We start from the raw sequence: 17,206 nt of genomic DNA, 5'->3' as shown, positions 1-17,206 counted from the left end.
CCCGGGTGTCGCTGCGCTCGACCCGGGCTACGAAAGCGGTGTTCGTCGCGGCATCGGCAGTTAAGGGGGATCGCCTGCAAGCCCGTGGCCTGGGTTGAGCAGAGCGATCCCCAGGTGCCATTTCCCGGGTGTCGCTGAGCTCGACCCGGGCTACGAAAGCGGTGTTCGTCGCGGCATCGGCAGTTTGAGGGCGATCGCCTGCAAGCCCGTAGCCTGGGTTGAGCAGAGCGATACCCAGGTACCATTCCCCGGGTGTCGCTGCGCTCGACCCGGGCTACGAAAGCGGTGTTCGTCGCGGCATCGGCAGTTAAGGGGGATCGCCTGCAAGCCCGTGGCCTGGGTTGAGCAGAGCGATCCCCAGGTGCCATTTCCCGGATAACGCTGCGCTCGATCCGGGCCTACATAGGAGGGCGTCGTTTCAGCGCTTGAGCATGGCGCGCATGCTGGCCAGGGCGTCGTTGCCGCGGGCGGCCTTGACCTCCACCGGCGCTTCCTCCATGCCTTCCCAGACCAGGTCCTCGGGCGGCAGCTCGTCGAGGAAGCGGCTCGGCGAGCACTCGACGATCTCGCCGTACTGCTTGCGCCTGGCGGCGAAGGTCAGCGCCAGGTTGCGCTTGGCGCGGGTGATGCCGACATAGGCCAGGCGCCGCTCCTCCTCGATGGTATCGGCCTCGATGCTGGAGCGGTGCGGGAGGATCTCTTCCTCGAAGCCGATGATGTACACCGACGGGAATTCCAGGCCCTTGGAGGCGTGCATGGTCATCATCTGCACGCCTTCGGCGCCTTCTTCCTCTTCCTGCTGGCGCTCGAGCATGTCGCGCAGCACCAGCTTGCCGATGGCGTCCTCGATGGTCATGCCACCGTCTTCGTCCTTCTCCAGGGTGTTCTTCAGGGCGTCGACGAGGAACCAGACGTTGCCCATGCGCGCGTCGGCGACCTTGTCGCTGGAGGCGTTCTGGCGCAGCCAGTTCTCGTAGTCGATGTCCATCACCATGCTGCGGATGGCGGCGATCGGGTCGTTCTGCGCGCACTGCTGGCGCACCCCGTCCATCCAGCGCTTGAAGCGCGCTAGGCGCTCGGTGTAGCGGCTGTCCAGATGGGCGCCGAGGCCGATCTCGTCGCTGGCGGCGTACATGCTGATCTTGCGTTCGGTGGCGTAGTTGCCGAGCTTTTCCAGGGTGGTCGAGCCGATTTCCCGGCGTGGCACGTTGATCACCCGCAGGAAGGCGTTGTCGTCGTCCGGGTTGACCAGCAGGCGGAAGTAGCTCATCAGGTCCTTCACCTCCTGGCGGGCGAAGAAGCTGGTGCCGCCGGAGAGACGATAAGGAATCTGGTGGTGCTGCAGCTTCAGCTCCATCAGCTTGGCCTGGTAGTTGCCGCGATAGAGGATGGCGAAATCGCTGTAGGGCCGCTCCGTGCGCAGGTGTTCGGTGAGGATCTCCAGGGCCACCCGTTCGCACTCGGCATCCTCGTTGCGCGTGCGGATCACGCGGATCTCGTCGCCCACGCCCATCTCCGACCACAGCTGCTTCTCGAACACGTGGGGGTTGTTGGCGATGAGGATGTTGGCGCATTTGAGGATACGGCTGGTGGAGCGGTAGTTCTGCTCCAGCATCACCACCTTCAGCGAGGGGTAGTCCTCCTTGAGCAGCATCAGGTTTTCCGGGCGCGCGCCGCGCCAGGCGTAGATCGACTGGTCGTCGTCGCCGACCACGGTGAACTGGTTGCGCATGCCCACCAGCAGCTTGACCAGCAGGTACTGGCTGGCGTTGGTGTCCTGGTATTCGTCGACCAGCAGGTAGCGGATGCGGTTCTGCCATTTCTCCAGGATGTCGGCATGTTCCTGGAACAGCTTGACCGGCAGCAGGATCAGGTCGTCGAAGTCCACCGCGTTGTACGCCTTGAGCGTGCGCTGGTAGTGCAGGTAGACGATGGCCGCGGTCTGCTCCTTCGGCCCGCGGGCAGCGGCCAGGGCTTCGTCGGGCAGGATCAGGTCGTTCTTCCAGCTGCCGATGTAGCCCTTGATCTCGTCGATGCCATCGTCGCCGGCATACTCCTTCTGCATGATGTCCGACAGCAGCGCCTTGATGTCGCCGTCGTCGAAGATCGAGAAACCCGGCTTGTAGCCCAGGCGCGCGTATTCCTTGCGGATGATGTTCATGCCCAGGTTGTGGAAGGTCGACACGGTCAGGCCGCGACCCTCGGCGCCCTTGAGCAGGCTGCCGACGCGCTCCTTCATTTCGCGCGCGGCCTTGTTGGTGAAGGTCATGGCGACGATGTGCTGGGCGCGGATGCCACAGTTCTTCACCAGGTGGGCGATCTTGCGGGTGATCACGCTGGTCTTGCCGGAGCCGGCGCCGGCGAGCACCAGAAGTGGGCCGCCGACGTAGTTCACGGCTTCCTGCTGCCGGGGGTTCAGTCGGGACATCGTGTCTATCGCGAAGGGAATGGCCGGGCATTTTAGCGTGAAAGTCGTGCGCCCATGTCCTCTTTGTGGCGTTGCCTGGGCGAACCCCGGGCGGCGCTTCCGGGACGGGCTTCCTGGCGTGGCCGTGGCCATGTAATGCGGGGCGCCGCACGGTCTGACGGGCTCGACGCTGTGGATTTTCGTTTGGCCTGCGGGCTTGTCGGTTCTGCGCGTTTGTCGCAGGATGCTCGTCGATTCATATGGAAGTGCTTGATTTGACGCCAGATATGGCGCAACCGCGGCTCTTCGTCCGTCCATACTGTCGTGCACCGGGGAGGTTTCTTGAGCGCATTCGTCGGGCCTTTGCGCCTGATCCTGCTGGCCGGGACGCCGCAATGGCGCGAGCTGCTGAGCGAGCACCTGAATGCCCTGGCTTACCCGGCGGCGCTGATCTGCGCATCGTCCTGGCCGATGGCCCGCGAGCTGCTGGCCGAGAGTCCCGACAGCGTGCTGCTGACCACCCGCGAGCGCCTGCCCGAGCCCGGCCAGTGCGCGGCGCCGATCATCCTGTTGCTCGAAGACGAGCCCGCCGAGCCGCCCGCCGAGGCCGGCGACTGGCTGGTGCGCGAGCGCCTGACCGAGGATGTCCTGCGCCGCTGCCTGCGCTATGTGCGCGAGCAGGGGAACCTGCGCGACACCCTGCAACGCCTTACCGAACTGGATGCGCTGACCGGCATCGCCAACCGGCAGGGCTTCCAGACCCTGCTCGCCGCGCGCCTGGGCGAACGTGGCAGCCGTGGCCTGGCCCTCGTGCACCTGGATCTGGACAACTTTCAGCAGGCCAACGATACCCTCGGCCATCGGGCCGGCGACCACCTGATCCAGCAGGTGGTGGCGCGGCTCAAGGCCCACCTGGGGCACGCCGATCAACTGGCGCGCCTGGGGGGCGACGAGTTCGCCCTGCTGCTCGACACCCGTGGCGAGCCTGGCCGCGCCGAAGCCTGGGCCCGGCGTATGGCCGATGCCTTCTGCGAACCCTACTGGGTCGATGGCGAAAGCCTGCTACTCGGTTGCAGCCTCGGCGTGGCCCAGGCGCAAGCGACAAACAGCGCCGACACCCTGATGTGGCACGCCCATATCGCCATGCAACAGGCCAAGGGCCGCCAGGGCTGCACCTATCACCTGTACGACGAGCGTCTGGATCGCGGCATGCGCAGCCAGGCCGACCTGCAGCGCGAGCTGCGCCGGGCGCTGCGCCGCGAGGAGCTGCAACTGCACTACCAGCCGCGCCTGTGTCTGCACACGGGAGGCGTCGTCGGGCTGGAGGCGCTGGTGCGCTGGCAGCATGGCCAGCACGGCCTGCTCGCACCCAGCGAGTTCGTGCCCCTGGCCGAGGAGAGCGGGCTGATCGTGCCGCTCGGTTACTGGGTCATCTCCCGTGCCCTGCGCGACATGCAGTGGCTGGGCGAGCGCGGTCAGCCGGCGCTGCACATGGCGGTCAATCTGTCGTTCCGCCAGTTCCAGGACAGCCAGTTGCTGCCGACGCTGGAGCGCCTGATCGACGAGCGCGGCATCGACGCGCGCTGGCTGGAGTTCGAGCTGACCGAAACCGCGGTCATGCGCCGCAGCGAGCAGGTGCAGCAGACCATGCGCCGGCTCGGCCAGCTCGGGGTACGCTTCTCGCTCGACGATTTCGGCACCGGCTTCTCCTCCTTCGAGCACCTGAGCAACCTGCCCATCGCCTTGCTGAAGATCGACAGAAGCTTCGTCGATGGCATGCAGCGTTGCCCGCAGCGCCAGCAACTGGTGCAGGCGATGATCAACCTGGCGCACAACCTCGACCTGCAGGTGGTGGCCGAGGGCGTGGAGACTGCCGAGCAACTGCAACTGTTGCGCCGCTTCGGCTGCGATCAGGTGCAGGGCTATCTGATCAGCCGGGCGCTGCCGCTGGACGACCTGGCCGGGTTTCTGGCCGCTGGCCGCCTGCGCTTGCCGGAGTCGCTGGACGGGCGCTAGGGTCTGTTGACGTTTCAGCGCGAGCCGCGTTGCCGCGCAAAATCTCGCCAGGCTAGGTAGGCATCAGGCCCCGAGCAGGCGCTGCGCAGGCTGGCCGAGGGGACGCAGCAGGCGCGCGGTCTTGTATTCGAAGCCCAGGGTCAGGCCCACGGCGGCACAGGCCAGGCCGCTGGCCAGCCCCCACCACACGCCCTCGGCGCCCCAGCCGAAGTGGAAGGCCAGCAGCCAGGCCAGTGGCGCGCCGATCAGCCAGTAGCAGCCCAGGCCGACGAAGAAGGTGGTGTTGGCGTCCTTGAGGCCGCGTATCGCTCCCATGGCGATGCTCTGGATGCCATCGAACAGCTCGAACCAGGCGGCGATGGCCAGCAGGCCCACCGCCAGACGGGCCACCTCGGCATAGGCCGGATCGAAACGCTCGATGAACAGGCCGACCACCCACTGCGGCGCCAGCCAGAACAGCGCGGCGAACCCGAGCATGCACAGGGCGCCGAAGGCGATGCCCAGGCGCCCGGCGCAGCGCGCTTCGCGCAGCCGGCCGGCGCCGAAGTGCTGGCCGATGCGAAAGGTCACCGCATAGGAAATGCCCACCGGCACCATGAACGCCACGTACACCGACTGGATGGCGATCTGGTGGGCGGCCAGCTGCGTGCTGCCGAGCGCGCCCATGCACAGGGCGGAGAAGGCGAACAGCCCCGACTCCACGGCATAGGTCGCGCCGATCGGCAGGCCCAGGCGCAGCAGTTCCCCCAGCTCCTGGCGCGCGGGTCGGCGCAGGCCCTGCCACCAGGGGTAGGCGGCATAGGCACGGTGACGCCGGGTGTGCAGCGCCAGCAGCACCGCCATCGCGCTACTGACGATGGCGGTCACCAGGCCGATGCCGCCCAGGCCCAGGCTCGGTAGGCCGAACCGGCCCTCGATCAGGGCGTAGTTGAGGATCAGGTTGGCCAGGGCGCCGCCGATGCTGATGGCCATCACCGGGCCGGGGCGGCCGATGGCAGCGGTGAAGCCGCGCAACGCCATGAAGGTCAGGTAGCCGGGCAGGGCGAACACCAGAGTATGCAGGAAGGCCATGGCCCGCTCGACGTTGTCCGCCGCCTGTCCGGCGTAAAGCAGCAGCGGGGCGAGGTGGTACAGGATCAGGCCAGCGCCCAGGGCGAGTGCCCAGGCGAGCCACACGCCGGTGCCGGTCAGCCGGGCCGCCCCGGACACATCCTCTGCGCCGTGGCGAATGGCGACCAGGTTGCCCAGCGCCGCGATCACCCCGACACAGAAGATCGACACGAAGGCGTAGCTCGCCGCGCCCAGGCCACCGCCGGCCAGTTCGTCCGGGCCGAGCAGGCCCATCATCAGGGTGTCGGTGAAGACCATCAGCACATGGGCCAGTTGCGCGGCGATCAGCGGGCCGGCCAGGCGCAGGATGGCGCGGAGTTCGGCGCGGGCACTATGGCGATTCATGAGTCATGCTCAGTCAAAGGAAAATCCATGGGGCGCCCAGGCGGAAACTAGGGCGGCCGCGGTGTCATTCCAAGGGTTCAGGTTTGAAGGTGTTTACAGCGAAGGAACAGGCGCTATTCTCGGTATCGCCGGTGAACTCCACAAAAGGAAAAAAGCCATGCCTGGCATGATAAATACTCATGGTTCGTTGTCATGAGCCGACGCCTGCCCGCCCTGTATGCCCTGCGTGCCTTCGAGGCGGCGGCGCGGCAATCCTCCTTCACCCGGGCGGCCGAGGAACTGGCGATCACCCAGAGTGCGGTGAGCCGGCACATCCGTACGCTGGAGGACTACTTCGCCTGTCGCCTGTTCGAGCGCCGCGGCCGTCACCTGCAACTGACGGAGCCGGCGCGCATGCTCCTGCCCGGCCTGCGCGAGGGCTTCGATGCGCTGGAGCGCGCCTGCGCCACGCTGCGGGTCGACGACGGCATCCTGCGCTTGAAGGCGCCCTCGACCCTGACCATGCGCTGGCTGTTGGCCCGCCTGTCACGCTTTCGCAGCCTGCATGCCGATATCGAAGTGCAACTGACCAGTGCCTGGATGGACGTGGACAGGGTCGATTTCCTCCACGAGCCCTTCGACTGTGCGGTGCTGCTCGGCGACGGCGTGTTCAGCGACGAATGGGAGCATGCGTTGCTGTTCGAGGAGTGGCTGATTCCGGTATGCGCCCCCGAGCTGGCGGCAGGGGATGCCTGGGATCTGCCACGGCTGCAGCAGGCCGAGCTGGTGCACCCCACGCCGGACCGGCGTGACTGGCGCCGCTGGTTGCAGGCCGTGGCGCTGGACGAGGCGGTGCCGCTCAAGGGCGGGCAGGTGTTCGACACCCTGGAACTGGGCATGGTGGCGGCGGCCAGGGGTTACGGGGTGGCCATCGGCGACCTGGTGATGGTGGCCGAGGATGTCGCCCAGGGACGAATCGGCCTGCCCTGGCCCTGTGCCGTGGCCAGTGGCGATAGCTACTACCTGGTGTGGCCAAGGGCCCGGCGCGGACAGGAACGCTTCCAGCGCCTGCGCGACTTCCTGTTGGACGAGGTGGCCGCCATGCAGTTGCCGGCGGTGCAACAGCGGCGCTGACGCCCTGCATGTTGATCGTCGCCATACCGCGTCGCGGCCGCCAATCGCCGCGGGGGCGCGGCTCCCACACAGATGCGCCTGTCATCGCCCCGGTAGGAGCGTCGACCCCGGCGCGAAGCGATGGCGGCCATTTAGCAGGATTCGCGGCGCGCCAATCGACGCGGGCGCGGCTATAGCAGAGCGACAGGCTGCTGCCCACGGAGTCCCACCCTTGGGGCAAAGTTGCGCCGAGACAGGTTCTTAAAAGCGACATTTTCGTCGTATTGGCTGGATTCTGTCGCTATGGCGATTGACGTACTAAATCGCTCAAGTATTCTCCGCGCTCGCCGAAATACCTGATCACTATTTGCCTCACCCATGCCTCTGTGCCAGCGTCTTCACGCAGCCAGCCGTGGGTCTTTTGGAGACCGCCCCATGGCCCAACCCCGTTCCCGTATCGCCTGGCAACTGGCAACCGCCCTTGCCGTGGTGCTGGTGCTGTTGATCAGCGTCAGCACGCTGTTCGCCCTGCGCTCGCTGAGCAGCGCCAACCTGGTCACGCGCGAGGAGCACCTCGGCAGCGAGGCGCGGTTGCTGGCCGACCAGTTGAGCACCTTCCATGACAGCCTGCGCGAAAGCACCCAGCGCCTGGCCGGGCTGTTCGAACAACGCTTCAGTGACGGACTCAGCGTGCGCCCCGAAGAGCGCGTCAGCGTCGGTTCGCTGCAGGCGCCCGGGCTGTATCTGGGGTCGACCCTGCTCAACAACGCATTCGCCGAGGTCGACGAGTTCCGTCAACTGACCGCCGGTGTGGCGACGGTATTCGTGCGCGATGGCGATGATTTCGTTCGTGTCACCACCTCGCTGACCAAGCAGGATGGCGGCCGCGCCATCGGCACGCTGCTCGACCGCAAGCATCCGGCCTATGGCCGTCTGCTCGGCGGAGACGGCTACGTGGGCCGCGCCCTGCTGTTCGACCGCTTCTACATGACCCAGTACACCCCGGTGCGCGACAGCAGCGGGCGGGTGATCGCGGTGTTGTTCGTCGGCTTCGACTACACCGATGCGCAGAATGCCCAGTTCGCCAACCTGCAACGCTTCCGCATCGGTACTACCGGTTCCCTGGCGCTGCTCGACGATCAGGGCAACTGGCTGGTGCCGCCGTTCGCCGCACAGCAACCGGAACAACTCACCAGCCGCATGAGCGCGGTGCTGGGCACGCCGGGCCAGGGCGGTTTCTGGAGCGATGGTGCGCAACAGTTCTACAGCGTGGCGGTGCCCTTTGCCGGTGGCCCCTGGACCGTGGTGGCGAGCATGCCGGAGCAGGAGATCCAGGCGGTGACCTGGCGCGTCGGCAGCCAGTTGGCGATCGGCAGCCTGCTCACGCTGCTGCTGGCGGTGGTCGCGGTCATCTGGCTGCTGCGGCGCAAGCTGCGCCCTCTCGGTGAGCTGGTACGCCAGGCCCAGGCGCTGGGCGCCGGCGACCTGAGCGTACGCCTGGCGGTGACCAGCGACGACGAGATCGGCGAACTGGCGCGCAACTTCAATCAGATGAGTGCGGCACTGTCGACCATGGTCGAGCGCATTCGCGGCGCCGCCCAGCATGTCAGCCAGCGCGCCGAAGCCCTGTCCGGGCTGTCGCGCGGTGCCTACGAAGGCATCGAGCAGCAATCGGGCGAGATCGGCAGCATGGCCGGTGCGGTGGAGGAGTTCAGCGCCACGTCGCTGAACATCGCCGACAACATGCGCAATACCGAGCGCATGGCCAGCGACAATGCCCAGCAGACGCGCATCGGGCGCGCCTCGATGGAAGAGGCGTCCAATGCCCTGGAGCAGATCGCCGGCTCGCTGGACAGCACGGCCCGGGTGATCGATAGCCTCGGCCAGCGTTCCCAGGAAATCGGCGGCATCCTCAGTGTCATCACCTCGATCGCCGACCAGACCAACCTGCTGGCGCTCAACGCGGCCATCGAGGCGGCCAGGGCCGGCGAGCAGGGCCGTGGATTCGCCGTGGTGGCGGACGAGGTGCGCAGCCTGGCCGGGCGAACCCGTGAAGCGACCACCGAGATTTCCAGCATGATCGGCAGCATCCAGGGTGAAACCAGCAGCGCCATCAGCACCATGGAGCAAGGCCGGGCGCTGATGCAGAACGGCCTGGCCCTGAACGCCAAGGTCGCGGCGGCGCTGACCCAGATCGCCGAGCAGAGCAGCGCCGCCGGCGAGCAGTTCACCGCCATCACCACCGCCACCAGCGAGCAGAGCAGCACCGCCACGCTGTTGAGCAGCAACCTGCAGAGCATCGCCCAGGCCAATGGCGAGCAGCGCGAAGTGATCGCCAACCTGGCCCACACCTCCGAGGAACTGGAGAAGCTGGCCAGCGACCTGCACCGGGAAGTCGAGCGCTTCCGTTAGTCGATCGGGCGGTTTCAAGGCGCAAGCGGACGTTGAGCTGCAAGCCACAAGCTTCAAGCTAGAAGCGAGGCAGCCTGTAGGATGGGTGAAACCCATCAATTGCCGATGGGTTTCACCCATCCTACGAACGGCCGCTATCGCCTTACTCCTGCCTGAACGAAAACGCCCGGGTCATCGGCCCGGGCGTGTGCGTTGCGCGACCGGTCAGCGCGTCATGTGCAGGAAGTGCATGTGCCGTTCGTACTGGTCGAGGATGTCGCCGATCACTTCCTCGCGATTCCAGCCCATCACGTCGTAATCCTGGCCGCCCTCGTCGAGGTGCACTTCGGCGCGGAAGTATTTGCGTTCCTCGCTGGTATCGTCGCGGGTGTCACGCATCACGAAGCTCGGCTGGATCAGCGCGCGCGGGCGCACCTGGTAATGGAAGTCCGCCTCGTCGCCATGGCTGACGGAGAGGCTCACCCGGCCGTCCTCGCCGCTTTCCACCCTGGCTTCGCGGCCCTGCTTGCGCAGCTCCTCGGCGACCTGCTGGCAGGCCGGCAGCACGGTGTCGTTGATGAAGCGCGTGACATGGGCGCGGCGCGGCAGCATGGCGATGCTGCGCAGGCGGCGCTGCCAGCCGCCCGGGCTGCTGGCGCTGCGTGGGCTCAGCGCGACCTGCTGGCGCAGGCCGCGTTTCGCCGCATCCAGCTGCAGGGCGCGCAGCAGGCCCCACATCGAGGCCAGCAGGGCGACCACGAAGGGCAGGGCGCTGGCGATGGTCGCGGTCTGCAGCGCCTTGAGGCCGTCGGCCAGGAGCAGCGAAATCGCCACCACGGCCATCAGCGCGGCCCAGTAGATCCGCTGCCAGACCGGTGTCCGGTCCTTGCCGCCGGAGGCCAGCATGTCGACCACCATGGCGCCCGAATCCGCCGAGGTGACGAAGAACACCACGATCATCAGCACGGCGATCTGCGACAGGATCATCGAGAAAGGGAAGTGCTCGAAGAAGGCGAACAAGGCCAGGGAACTGTCCTTTTCCACGGCCTCGGCCAGATCGCTGATGCCTTCGACCATGATCATGTGGATCGCCGTGTCGCCGAATACCGTCATCCACAGCAGGGTGAACCCGGCCGGCACCACCAGCACGCCGCTGATGAACTGGCGAATGGTGCGCCCGCGCGAGATGCGCGCGATGAACAGGCCGACGAAGGGCGACCAGGACAGCCACCAGCCCCAGTAGAACAGGGTCCAGCCGCCGATCCAGTCGGTCGGTTCGTAGGCGTAGAGGTTGAAGGTCTTGCTGACGATCTCCGACAGGTAGGCGCCGGTGTTCTGCACGAAGGTCTGCAGGATGAACACGGTCGGGCCCAGCACCAGCACGACCAGCAGCAGGCCGACCGCGAGCAGCATGTTCAGCTCGGAGAGACGGCGGATGCCCTTGTCCAGGCCGCTGACCACGGAGATGGTCGCCAGCAGCATGGTGAAGATCAACAGGCCGATCTGCACCGTGGTGGTGGTCGGCAGGCCGTACAGGTGGTTGAGGCCGGTATTGATCTGCAGCACGCCGTAACCCAGCGAGGTGGCCACGCCGAGCACCGTGCCGATCACCGCGAAGATGTCCACCGCATGGCCGATGGGGCCGTAGATGCGGTCGCCGATCAGTGGGTAGAGCGCCGAGCGCAGGGTCAGCGGCAGGTTATGCCGGTAGCTGAAGTAGGCCAGGATCAGCGCGACGATGGCGTAGATCGCCCAGGCGTGCAGACCCCAGTGGAAGAAGGTCAGCTTCATCGCTTCCTTGGCGGCGGTCACCGTCTGTGGATCGCCCACCGGCGGCGCGATGAAGTGCATCACCGGCTCGGCCACGCCGAAGAACATCAGGCCGATGCCCATGCCGGCGCAGAACAGCATGGAGAACCAGGTGGTGTTGTTGTATTCGGGCTCGCTGTGATCGGGGCCGAGCTTGATGTCGCCGTAGCGGCTGACCGCGAGGAACACGGCGAACAGCAGGATCAGCGCCACGGCCAGTACATAGATCCAGCTGGCGTTGTCGATGATCCAGGCCTGGGTGTATTCGAACACGCGCTGGGCGTGACCCTGGAACAGGGTGCTGTAGACCACCAGGCAGGCGATCAGAATGGTGGAGCCGAAGAATACCGGCGGGTTGAGGGTGGAGCGGGAAGACTGAGGTGCTTCCATTGAGCTAGCTCTCCTTGGTCAGACGCTGTCCATGATGGCGTGCACGCATGTCGTTTCAGCGTAGGCCAAATCGAGCATGCAGCCGGATGAAGGACGTGGACTCGGTTTATCGGATGGCCGCCAAGAGCGGAAGGCCGGGCAGTGTAGCACCATCGATAGTCACGTCCTTGAGTACGCAGGCTATCGATAGCTTTGCTCATGCATTCGTTCCACCTATTTCTGCGTCGGAGCCTGTGTTTAGCGCGGCAGCAGATGGGGCATGGGTGCTCAGAGGCTGGTGCGGTATTGCAGGGCCTCGGCCAGGTGCTGGCGGGCGATGTCGGGCTGCGCCTGCAGGTCGGCCAGGGTACGCGCCACCTTGAGCACACGGTGGGCGGCGCGCAGGGACAGGGTCAGGCGTTCGCAGGCGTTTTCCAGCCATTGCCGGTCCGCGCTGGCGAGCGTGCAGTGTTCGCGCAGACCCGCCAGATCGAGAAACGCATTGGCCATGCCCTGGCGCGCGAACTGTATGCCGCGCGCGGCGGCCACCCGTGCGGCGGCCGTGGCGGTATCTTCCGCCGCTGCCTGCGGGACGCTCAGCGCCGTGCTTTCCCTGGCCACGGTGATGTGCAGGTCGATCCGGTCGAGCAGTGGCCCGGACAGCTTGCCGCGGTAGCGCTGGATCTGCTCCGTGCTGCAGCGACAACGGCCACTGGGGTCGCCCAGGTAGCCGCAGGGGCAGGGGTTCATGGCCGCGACCAGCTGGAACCTGGCCGGAAAACGTACCTTGTCGCGGGCGCGGGCAATGACGATATGCCCGCTTTCCAGCGGCTCGCGCAGCACCTCCAATACCTTGCGATCGAACTCGGGGAGCTCGTCGAGGAACAGGACGCCATGGTGGGCCAGGGTGATTTCGCCCGGCTGCGGGCGGCTGCCTCCGCCGACCAGCGCCGGCCCGGAAGCACTGTGGTGCGGGTGGCGAAACGGTCGCTGCGGCCAGGCCTGCAAGGGCTCGTGGCTGGCGACCGACTGGATGGCCGCCACTTCCAGGGCCTCCTGTTCGTCCAGCGCTGGCAGCAGGCCCGGCAAGCGGCTGGCGAGCAGGGTCTTGCCGGTGCCGGGCGGACCGCTGAACAGCAGGTTGTGGCCGCCGGCGGCGGCCACCAGCAGGGCATGCTTGGCGGCGACCTGGCCTTGTACCTCGGCGAGATCCGGATACGGCTGGGAGCGTCGTAGCAGGCCCTGGGCCTGGTAGGGCTCGAGCACGGTATGGCCGTTGAGGTGCGCCACCAGTTCGAGCAGGTGGTCGACGGCCAGGACCTCGAGGCCGGAGGCCAGGCTGGCTTCCTCTGCATTGGCCTTGGGCACCACCAGGGTGCGTCCGGCCGCCCGCGCCGCCAGCGCGGCGGGCAGGACGCCCTGCACCGGCCGCAGCGCCCCCGACAGGGCCAGCTCCCCGAGACATTCGAGCGCGTCCAGCGCGCTGGCGGGCACCTGCCCGCTGGCGGCGAGAATGCCCAGGGCGATGGCCAGATCGAAGCGCCCGCCGTCCTTCGGCAGGTCGGCGGGCGCCAGGTTCAGGGTGATGCGTCGCGGCGGGAAATCGAAGGCGCAGTTGAGGATCGCGCTGCGCACGCGGTCCTTGCTTTCCTTGACCGCGGTTTCCGGCAGGCCGACCAGCGCCAGCGACGGCAGGCCATTGGCCAGATGCGCTTCGACGGTGACCGCGGGTGCGTCAACGCCCACCTGGGCGCGACTGTGGACTATGGCCAGGGACATCGATCCTCCTTGATCGTCCGGCGGCCGAGTGGAGTTACTCGGCGGGTGGTGGCGGCGCCGGCTCGGTGTGCGACTCCATTTGCGCGACCTTGGCCTCCAGGGCTTCGAGGCGCGCGCGGGTGCGGGCGAGCACCACCATCTGGCTGTCGAACTCTTCACGGCTGACCAGATCGAGCTTGCTGAAAGCGCTTTGCAGCAAGGCCTTGAACTGGGTTTCGAACTCGTTGCGCGGCAGCGGCGTCTCGCCATTGAACAGGCGCGAGGCGTGATCGCCTAGGGCATCGAGCAGGGCTTTGGGTGGCAGCATGGGAACCTTCCGAAAACGATTGGCGGCAGTGTAGCACGGCGCAATCCGTGAGCTGTTCGAGGTCTTTGCACCTCATTTGTGCGTCCATGCACGCCGTTTTGCGCCTTTATGGTGCGAGCGCTGTGGGGGAGCTGGCGCCGGCCCATGCGCAGCTCCCGTAACTTCATGAAAAAAAGCTTTTTACGGGGGTTGGCAAGCTTTCTGCTTAGTCGCTCATGACGCATGCACCGATGCAGTTCCGCTGCGTTGTGCGCGGCGGGGAAGTGTTTCGCCAGGAGCGGTTGGTGGTATCGGCGTCTGCCAGCGATGGCGGGTCGGTGCATTACAAAAGCCAGACACTGCGCTTAGACTTGGTTCGGGGTAGAAATTCCTGGGGCAAGTCCACCTTACACGGGAGAGAGTTTCATGAAACTAGTCACTGCCATCATCAAGCCGTTCAAGCTGGACGACGTCCGTGAGTCACTGTCGGAAATCGGCGTGCAAGGCATCACCGTTACCGAAGTAAAGGGTTTCGGCCGTCAGAAGGGTCACACCGAGCTGTATCGCGGTGCCGAATACGTCGTCGACTTCCTGCCGAAGGTGAAGATCGACGTGGCCATCGCCGACGATCAACTGGATCGTGTCATCGAGGCCATCACCAAGGCCGCCAACACCGGCAAGATCGGTGACGGCAAGATTTTCGTAGTCAACCTGGAACAGGCGATCCGCATCCGTACCGGCGAGACCGATACCGACGCGATCTAAGCGCCAGCGCCCCCACCCCATCGTCCCAGGAGTTAAATCATGACTCTGCGAAAAGTCGCAGGGCTCGGAGCCCTTTTGTCTCTGCTTTCCCCAGGGCTCGCCGTGGCCCAGGAAGCGACCCTGAATTCCGGTGACACGGCCTGGATGCTGACCGCCACCGCGCTGGTGCTGTTCATGACCATTCCGGGCCTGGCGCTGTTCTACGCCGGCATGGTGCGTTCGAAGAACGTCCTGTCGGTGATGATGCAGTGCTTCGCCATCACCGCGCTGATGAGCATCCTGTGGTTCGTCTACGGCTACAGCCTGGCCTTCGATACCACCGGCATGGAAGCGGGGGTGACCAACTTCAGTTCCTTCGTCGGCGGCCTGGGCAACATGTTCCTCGGCAACCTGACCAAGGAATCGCTGACCGAAGCCTTCCCGGAGAGCGTGTTCGTCACCTTCCAGATGACCTTCGCCATCATCACCCCGGCACTGATCGTCGGGGCCTTCGCCGAGCGCATGAAGTTCTCGGCCATGCTGGTGTTCATGACCGTCTGGTTCACCCTGGTCTATGCGCCGATCGCGCACATGGTCTGGAGTGGCGACGGCGCCCTGATGTGGGACTGGGGCGTGCTGGACTTCGCCGGGGGCACCGTGGTGCACATCAACGCCGGTATCGCCGGTCTGGTCGCCTGCATCGTGCTCGGCAAGCGCAAGGGCTTCCCCAGCGTGGCCATGGCGCCGCACAACCTGGGCTACACCCTGGTCGGTGCCGCCATGCTCTGGGTCGGCTGGTTCGGCTTCAATGCCGGCTCCGCCGCCGCGGCTGACGACACGGCCGGCATGGCCATGCTGGTCACCCAGATCGCCACCGCCGCCGCGGCGCTGGGCTGGATGTTCGCCGAGTGGATCACCCACGGCAAACCGAGTGCGCTGGGTATCGCCTCCGGCGTGGTCGCCGGCCTGGTCGCCATCACTCCCGCCGCCGGTACGGTCGGCCCGATGGGCGCACTGATCATCGGCCTGGCCTCGGGCGTCATCTGCTTCTTCTGTGCCACCAGCCTCAAGCGCAAGCTGGGCTACGACGACTCCCTGGACGTGTTCGGCGTGCACGGTGTCGGCGGCATCATCGGGGCGTTGCTCACCGGTGTGTTCGCGGCGCCGGCGCTGGGTGGCTTCGGCGAGGTGGAAAACATCGCTGCGCAAGTGTGGATCCAGTTCAAGGGCGTTGCCTTCACCGTGATCTACACCGCCATCGTCACCTACGTGATCCTCAAGGTGATCGACGTGGTCATGGGCCTGCGTGTCAGCGAAGAGGAAGAGTCGGTCGGGCTCGACCTGGCTCAGCACAACGAGCGCGGCTACATCCTGTAAGTCTTGGGGGTTCGCCACACCCGTGGCGAGCGCGAAGCACACGGAGTGCGTCCGGAGCCAACCCGGGCGCCTCGACCGAATAGCGCATGAACAAGCGCGACGGCTAGAGGTGAAAAATGGACAACACAGCATTGACTGCATTGCAATATGGTTTCGACACGTTCTACTTCCTGATTTGCGGCGCCCTGGTCATGTGGATGGCGGCAGGTTTCTGCATGCTTGAATCAGGGCTCGTGCGCAGCAAGAACACCACCGAGATCCTGGCCAAGAACATCTCCCTGTTCGCCATCGCCTCGGTGATGTACCTGCTGGTCGGCTACTACATCATGTACTCCTCGGATGGCATGGTGTTCCCCAGCCTGGGCTTTTTGATCGGCGACGAGAACCTCGCCGAGGCGGTGACCGGTGAAGAAGATGCGCCCTATTACTCGGCGCGTTCCGACTTCTTCTTCCAGATCGTCTTCGCCGGCGCCTGCATGTCGATCATTTCCGGGGCGGTGGCCGAGCGTATGCGCCTGTGGCCCTTCCTGGCCTTCGCCGTGGTCATGACCGGTTTCATCTACCCGATCCAGGGCTCCTGGAGCTGGGGCGAGGGCTGGCTGGACGCGCTGGGCTATTCCGACTACGCCGGTTCCGGCATCGTGCACATGGCGGGTGCCAGCGCGGCTCTGGCCGGTGTCATCCTGCTCGGCCCACGCAAGGGCAAATATGGCCCGAACGGCCAGGTCAATCCGATTCCGGGTGCCAACCTGCCGCTGGCGACCCTGGGCATGTTCATCCTGTGGATGGGCTGGTTCGGTTTCAACGGTGGTTCCGAGCTGAAGATCTCCGATATCGACTCGGCCAACAACGTTGCGCAAGTGTTCGTCAATACCAACATGGCGGCCGCCGGTGGTCTGATCGCGGCGATGATCGTCTCGCGCATCCTGTTCGGCAAGACCGACCTGACCATGATGATCAACGGCGCCCTGGCCGGCCTGGTGGCCATCACCGCCGACCCGCTGTCGCCGAGCGGCCTGCAGGCCACCCTGATCGGTGCCGTGGGTGGCGCCCTGGTGGTGTTCAGCGTCCTGGCCTTCGACAAGATCAAGATCGACGATCCGGTCGGTGCCATCTCCGTGCACGGTGTCGTGGGTATCTGGGGTGTGCTGGCGGTGCCGCTGACCAATGCCGAAGCCAGCTTCGGCGCACAGATCATCGGTATCCTGGGCATCTTCGGTTGGGTCTTCATCTCCAGCCTGATCGTCTGGGCCGTGATCAAGGCGCTGTTCGGCCTGCGCGTGAGCGAGGAAGAGGAATACGAAGGTGTGGATCTTTCCCAGTGTGGGATGGAAGCCTATCCGGAGTTCACCAGCCAGAAGTGATGCACGGGGGCGGTTCTGCGCAGGGGCGGTTTCTCCCTGTGCGGAGTGCGCCGCCAAGGGCGTCGCCAGACGGCGCCTGGATCGATTGCACAGGGCGCTTCGGCGCCCTTTGCTTTT

The 17,206-nt window shown here is 65.9% G+C and carries 11 protein-coding genes; 6 read left to right on the top strand and 5 right to left on the bottom strand.

The annotated features are described in order from the left end of the window. Nucleotides 1–418 precede the first annotated feature (418 nt). Nucleotides 419–2,428: a DNA helicase Rep gene (rep, locus tag DNK34_RS05340; RefSeq protein ID WP_131177224.1), complete on the bottom strand. Its 2,010-nt coding sequence runs from the start codon at nt 2,426–2,428 to the stop codon at nt 419–421. A gap of 321 nt (nt 2,429–2,749) precedes the next feature. On the opposite strand from rep, the gene DNK34_RS05335 reads away from it, so the two are divergent. After that, complete coding sequence (locus DNK34_RS05335) at nt 2,750–4,423, top strand: putative bifunctional diguanylate cyclase/phosphodiesterase (protein WP_131177225.1); 1,674 nt, start codon at nt 2,750–2,752, stop codon at nt 4,421–4,423. A 63-nt stretch (nt 4,424–4,486) separates the two neighbouring features. Here DNK34_RS05335 and DNK34_RS05330 read toward each other — a convergent pair whose 3' ends face one another. Beyond that, a complete protein-coding gene (locus DNK34_RS05330) occupies nt 4,487–5,878 on the bottom strand; it encodes a NorM family multidrug efflux MATE transporter (protein WP_131177226.1) in 1,392 nt (463 codons plus the stop codon). A 192-nt stretch (nt 5,879–6,070) separates the two neighbouring features. Between DNK34_RS05330 and DNK34_RS05325 the strand changes: the two genes are divergently transcribed. Together DNK34_RS05325 and DNK34_RS05320 are read left to right on the top strand one after the other, a co-directional pair. Further along, a complete protein-coding gene (locus tag DNK34_RS05325; protein WP_131177227.1) occupies nt 6,071–6,991 on the top strand; it encodes a LysR substrate-binding domain-containing protein in 921 nt (306 codons plus the stop codon). A 414-nt stretch (nt 6,992–7,405) separates the two neighbouring features. After that, on the top strand, nt 7,406–9,382 hold the full coding sequence (locus DNK34_RS05320) for a methyl-accepting chemotaxis protein (RefSeq protein WP_131177228.1): 1,977 nt from the start codon (nt 7,406–7,408) through the stop codon (nt 9,380–9,382). A gap of 204 nt (nt 9,383–9,586) precedes the next feature. Here the strand turns inward: DNK34_RS05320 and DNK34_RS05315 are convergent, their stop codons facing one another. The 3 genes from DNK34_RS05315 to DNK34_RS05305 form a co-directional block, all read right to left on the bottom strand. After that, entirely contained in the window at nt 9,587–11,560 is a 1,974-nt protein-coding gene (locus DNK34_RS05315) for a BCCT family transporter (RefSeq protein WP_131177229.1), read from the bottom strand. 267 nt (nt 11,561–11,827) lie between these two features. Further along, a complete protein-coding gene (locus tag DNK34_RS05310; protein WP_131177230.1) occupies nt 11,828–13,318 on the bottom strand; it encodes a YifB family Mg chelatase-like AAA ATPase in 1,491 nt (496 codons plus the stop codon). 34 nt (nt 13,319–13,352) lie between these two features. Continuing rightward, entirely contained in the window at nt 13,353–13,625 is a 273-nt protein-coding gene (locus tag DNK34_RS05305; protein WP_131177231.1) for an accessory factor UbiK family protein, read from the bottom strand. Between the two features lie 405 nt (nt 13,626–14,030). Here DNK34_RS05305 and glnK point away from each other — a divergent pair, with 405 nt between their 5' ends. From glnK to DNK34_RS05290, 3 genes are all read left to right on the top strand, one after another. Then, nucleotides 14,031–14,369 (top strand): P-II family nitrogen regulator, encoded by a 339-nt coding sequence (glnK, locus tag DNK34_RS05300; RefSeq protein WP_003096476.1) that lies wholly within the window; start codon nt 14,031–14,033, stop codon nt 14,367–14,369. Nucleotides 14,370–14,408: 39 nt separating this feature from the next. Further along, a complete protein-coding gene (locus DNK34_RS05295) occupies nt 14,409–15,725 on the top strand; it encodes an ammonium transporter (RefSeq protein ID WP_131177232.1) in 1,317 nt (438 codons plus the stop codon). Nucleotides 15,726–15,841: 116 nt separating this feature from the next. Next, a complete protein-coding gene (locus DNK34_RS05290; protein WP_131177233.1) occupies nt 15,842–17,089 on the top strand; it encodes an ammonium transporter in 1,248 nt (415 codons plus the stop codon). The last annotated feature ends 117 nt before the right edge of the window (nt 17,090–17,206 follow it).

The sequence above is a fragment of the Phytopseudomonas dryadis genome, assembly GCF_004327355.1.
GTDB lineage: Bacteria > Pseudomonadota > Gammaproteobacteria > Pseudomonadales > Pseudomonadaceae > Aquipseudomonas > Aquipseudomonas dryadis.
The sequence above is the reverse complement of the archived record's forward strand: the minus strand, read 5'-3'. Positions and strand labels throughout refer to the sequence as shown.

Bases quoted from the DNA above. Each gene is read 5' to 3' on its own strand.
- DNK34_RS05325 (WP_131177227.1), top strand. From the start codon at position 6,071: ATGAGCCGACGCCTGCCCGCCCTGTATGCCCTGCGTGCCTTCGAGGCG.
- rep (WP_131177224.1), bottom strand. From the start codon at position 2,428: ATGTCCCGACTGAACCCCCGGCAGCAGGAAGCCGTGAACTACGTCGGC.
- DNK34_RS05295 (WP_131177232.1), top strand. From the start codon at position 14,409: ATGACTCTGCGAAAAGTCGCAGGGCTCGGAGCCCTTTTGTCTCTGCTT.
- DNK34_RS05290 (WP_131177233.1), top strand. From the start codon at position 15,842: ATGGACAACACAGCATTGACTGCATTGCAATATGGTTTCGACACGTTC.
- glnK (WP_003096476.1), top strand. From the start codon at position 14,031: ATGAAACTAGTCACTGCCATCATCAAGCCGTTCAAGCTGGACGACGTC.
- DNK34_RS05320 (WP_131177228.1), top strand. From the start codon at position 7,406: ATGGCCCAACCCCGTTCCCGTATCGCCTGGCAACTGGCAACCGCCCTT.
- DNK34_RS05310 (WP_131177230.1), bottom strand. From the start codon at position 13,318: ATGTCCCTGGCCATAGTCCACAGTCGCGCCCAGGTGGGCGTTGACGCA.
- DNK34_RS05315 (WP_131177229.1), bottom strand. From the start codon at position 11,560: ATGGAAGCACCTCAGTCTTCCCGCTCCACCCTCAACCCGCCGGTATTC.
- DNK34_RS05330 (WP_131177226.1), bottom strand. From the start codon at position 5,878: ATGAATCGCCATAGTGCCCGCGCCGAACTCCGCGCCATCCTGCGCCTG.
- DNK34_RS05305 (WP_131177231.1), bottom strand. From the start codon at position 13,625: ATGCTGCCACCCAAAGCCCTGCTCGATGCCCTAGGCGATCACGCCTCG.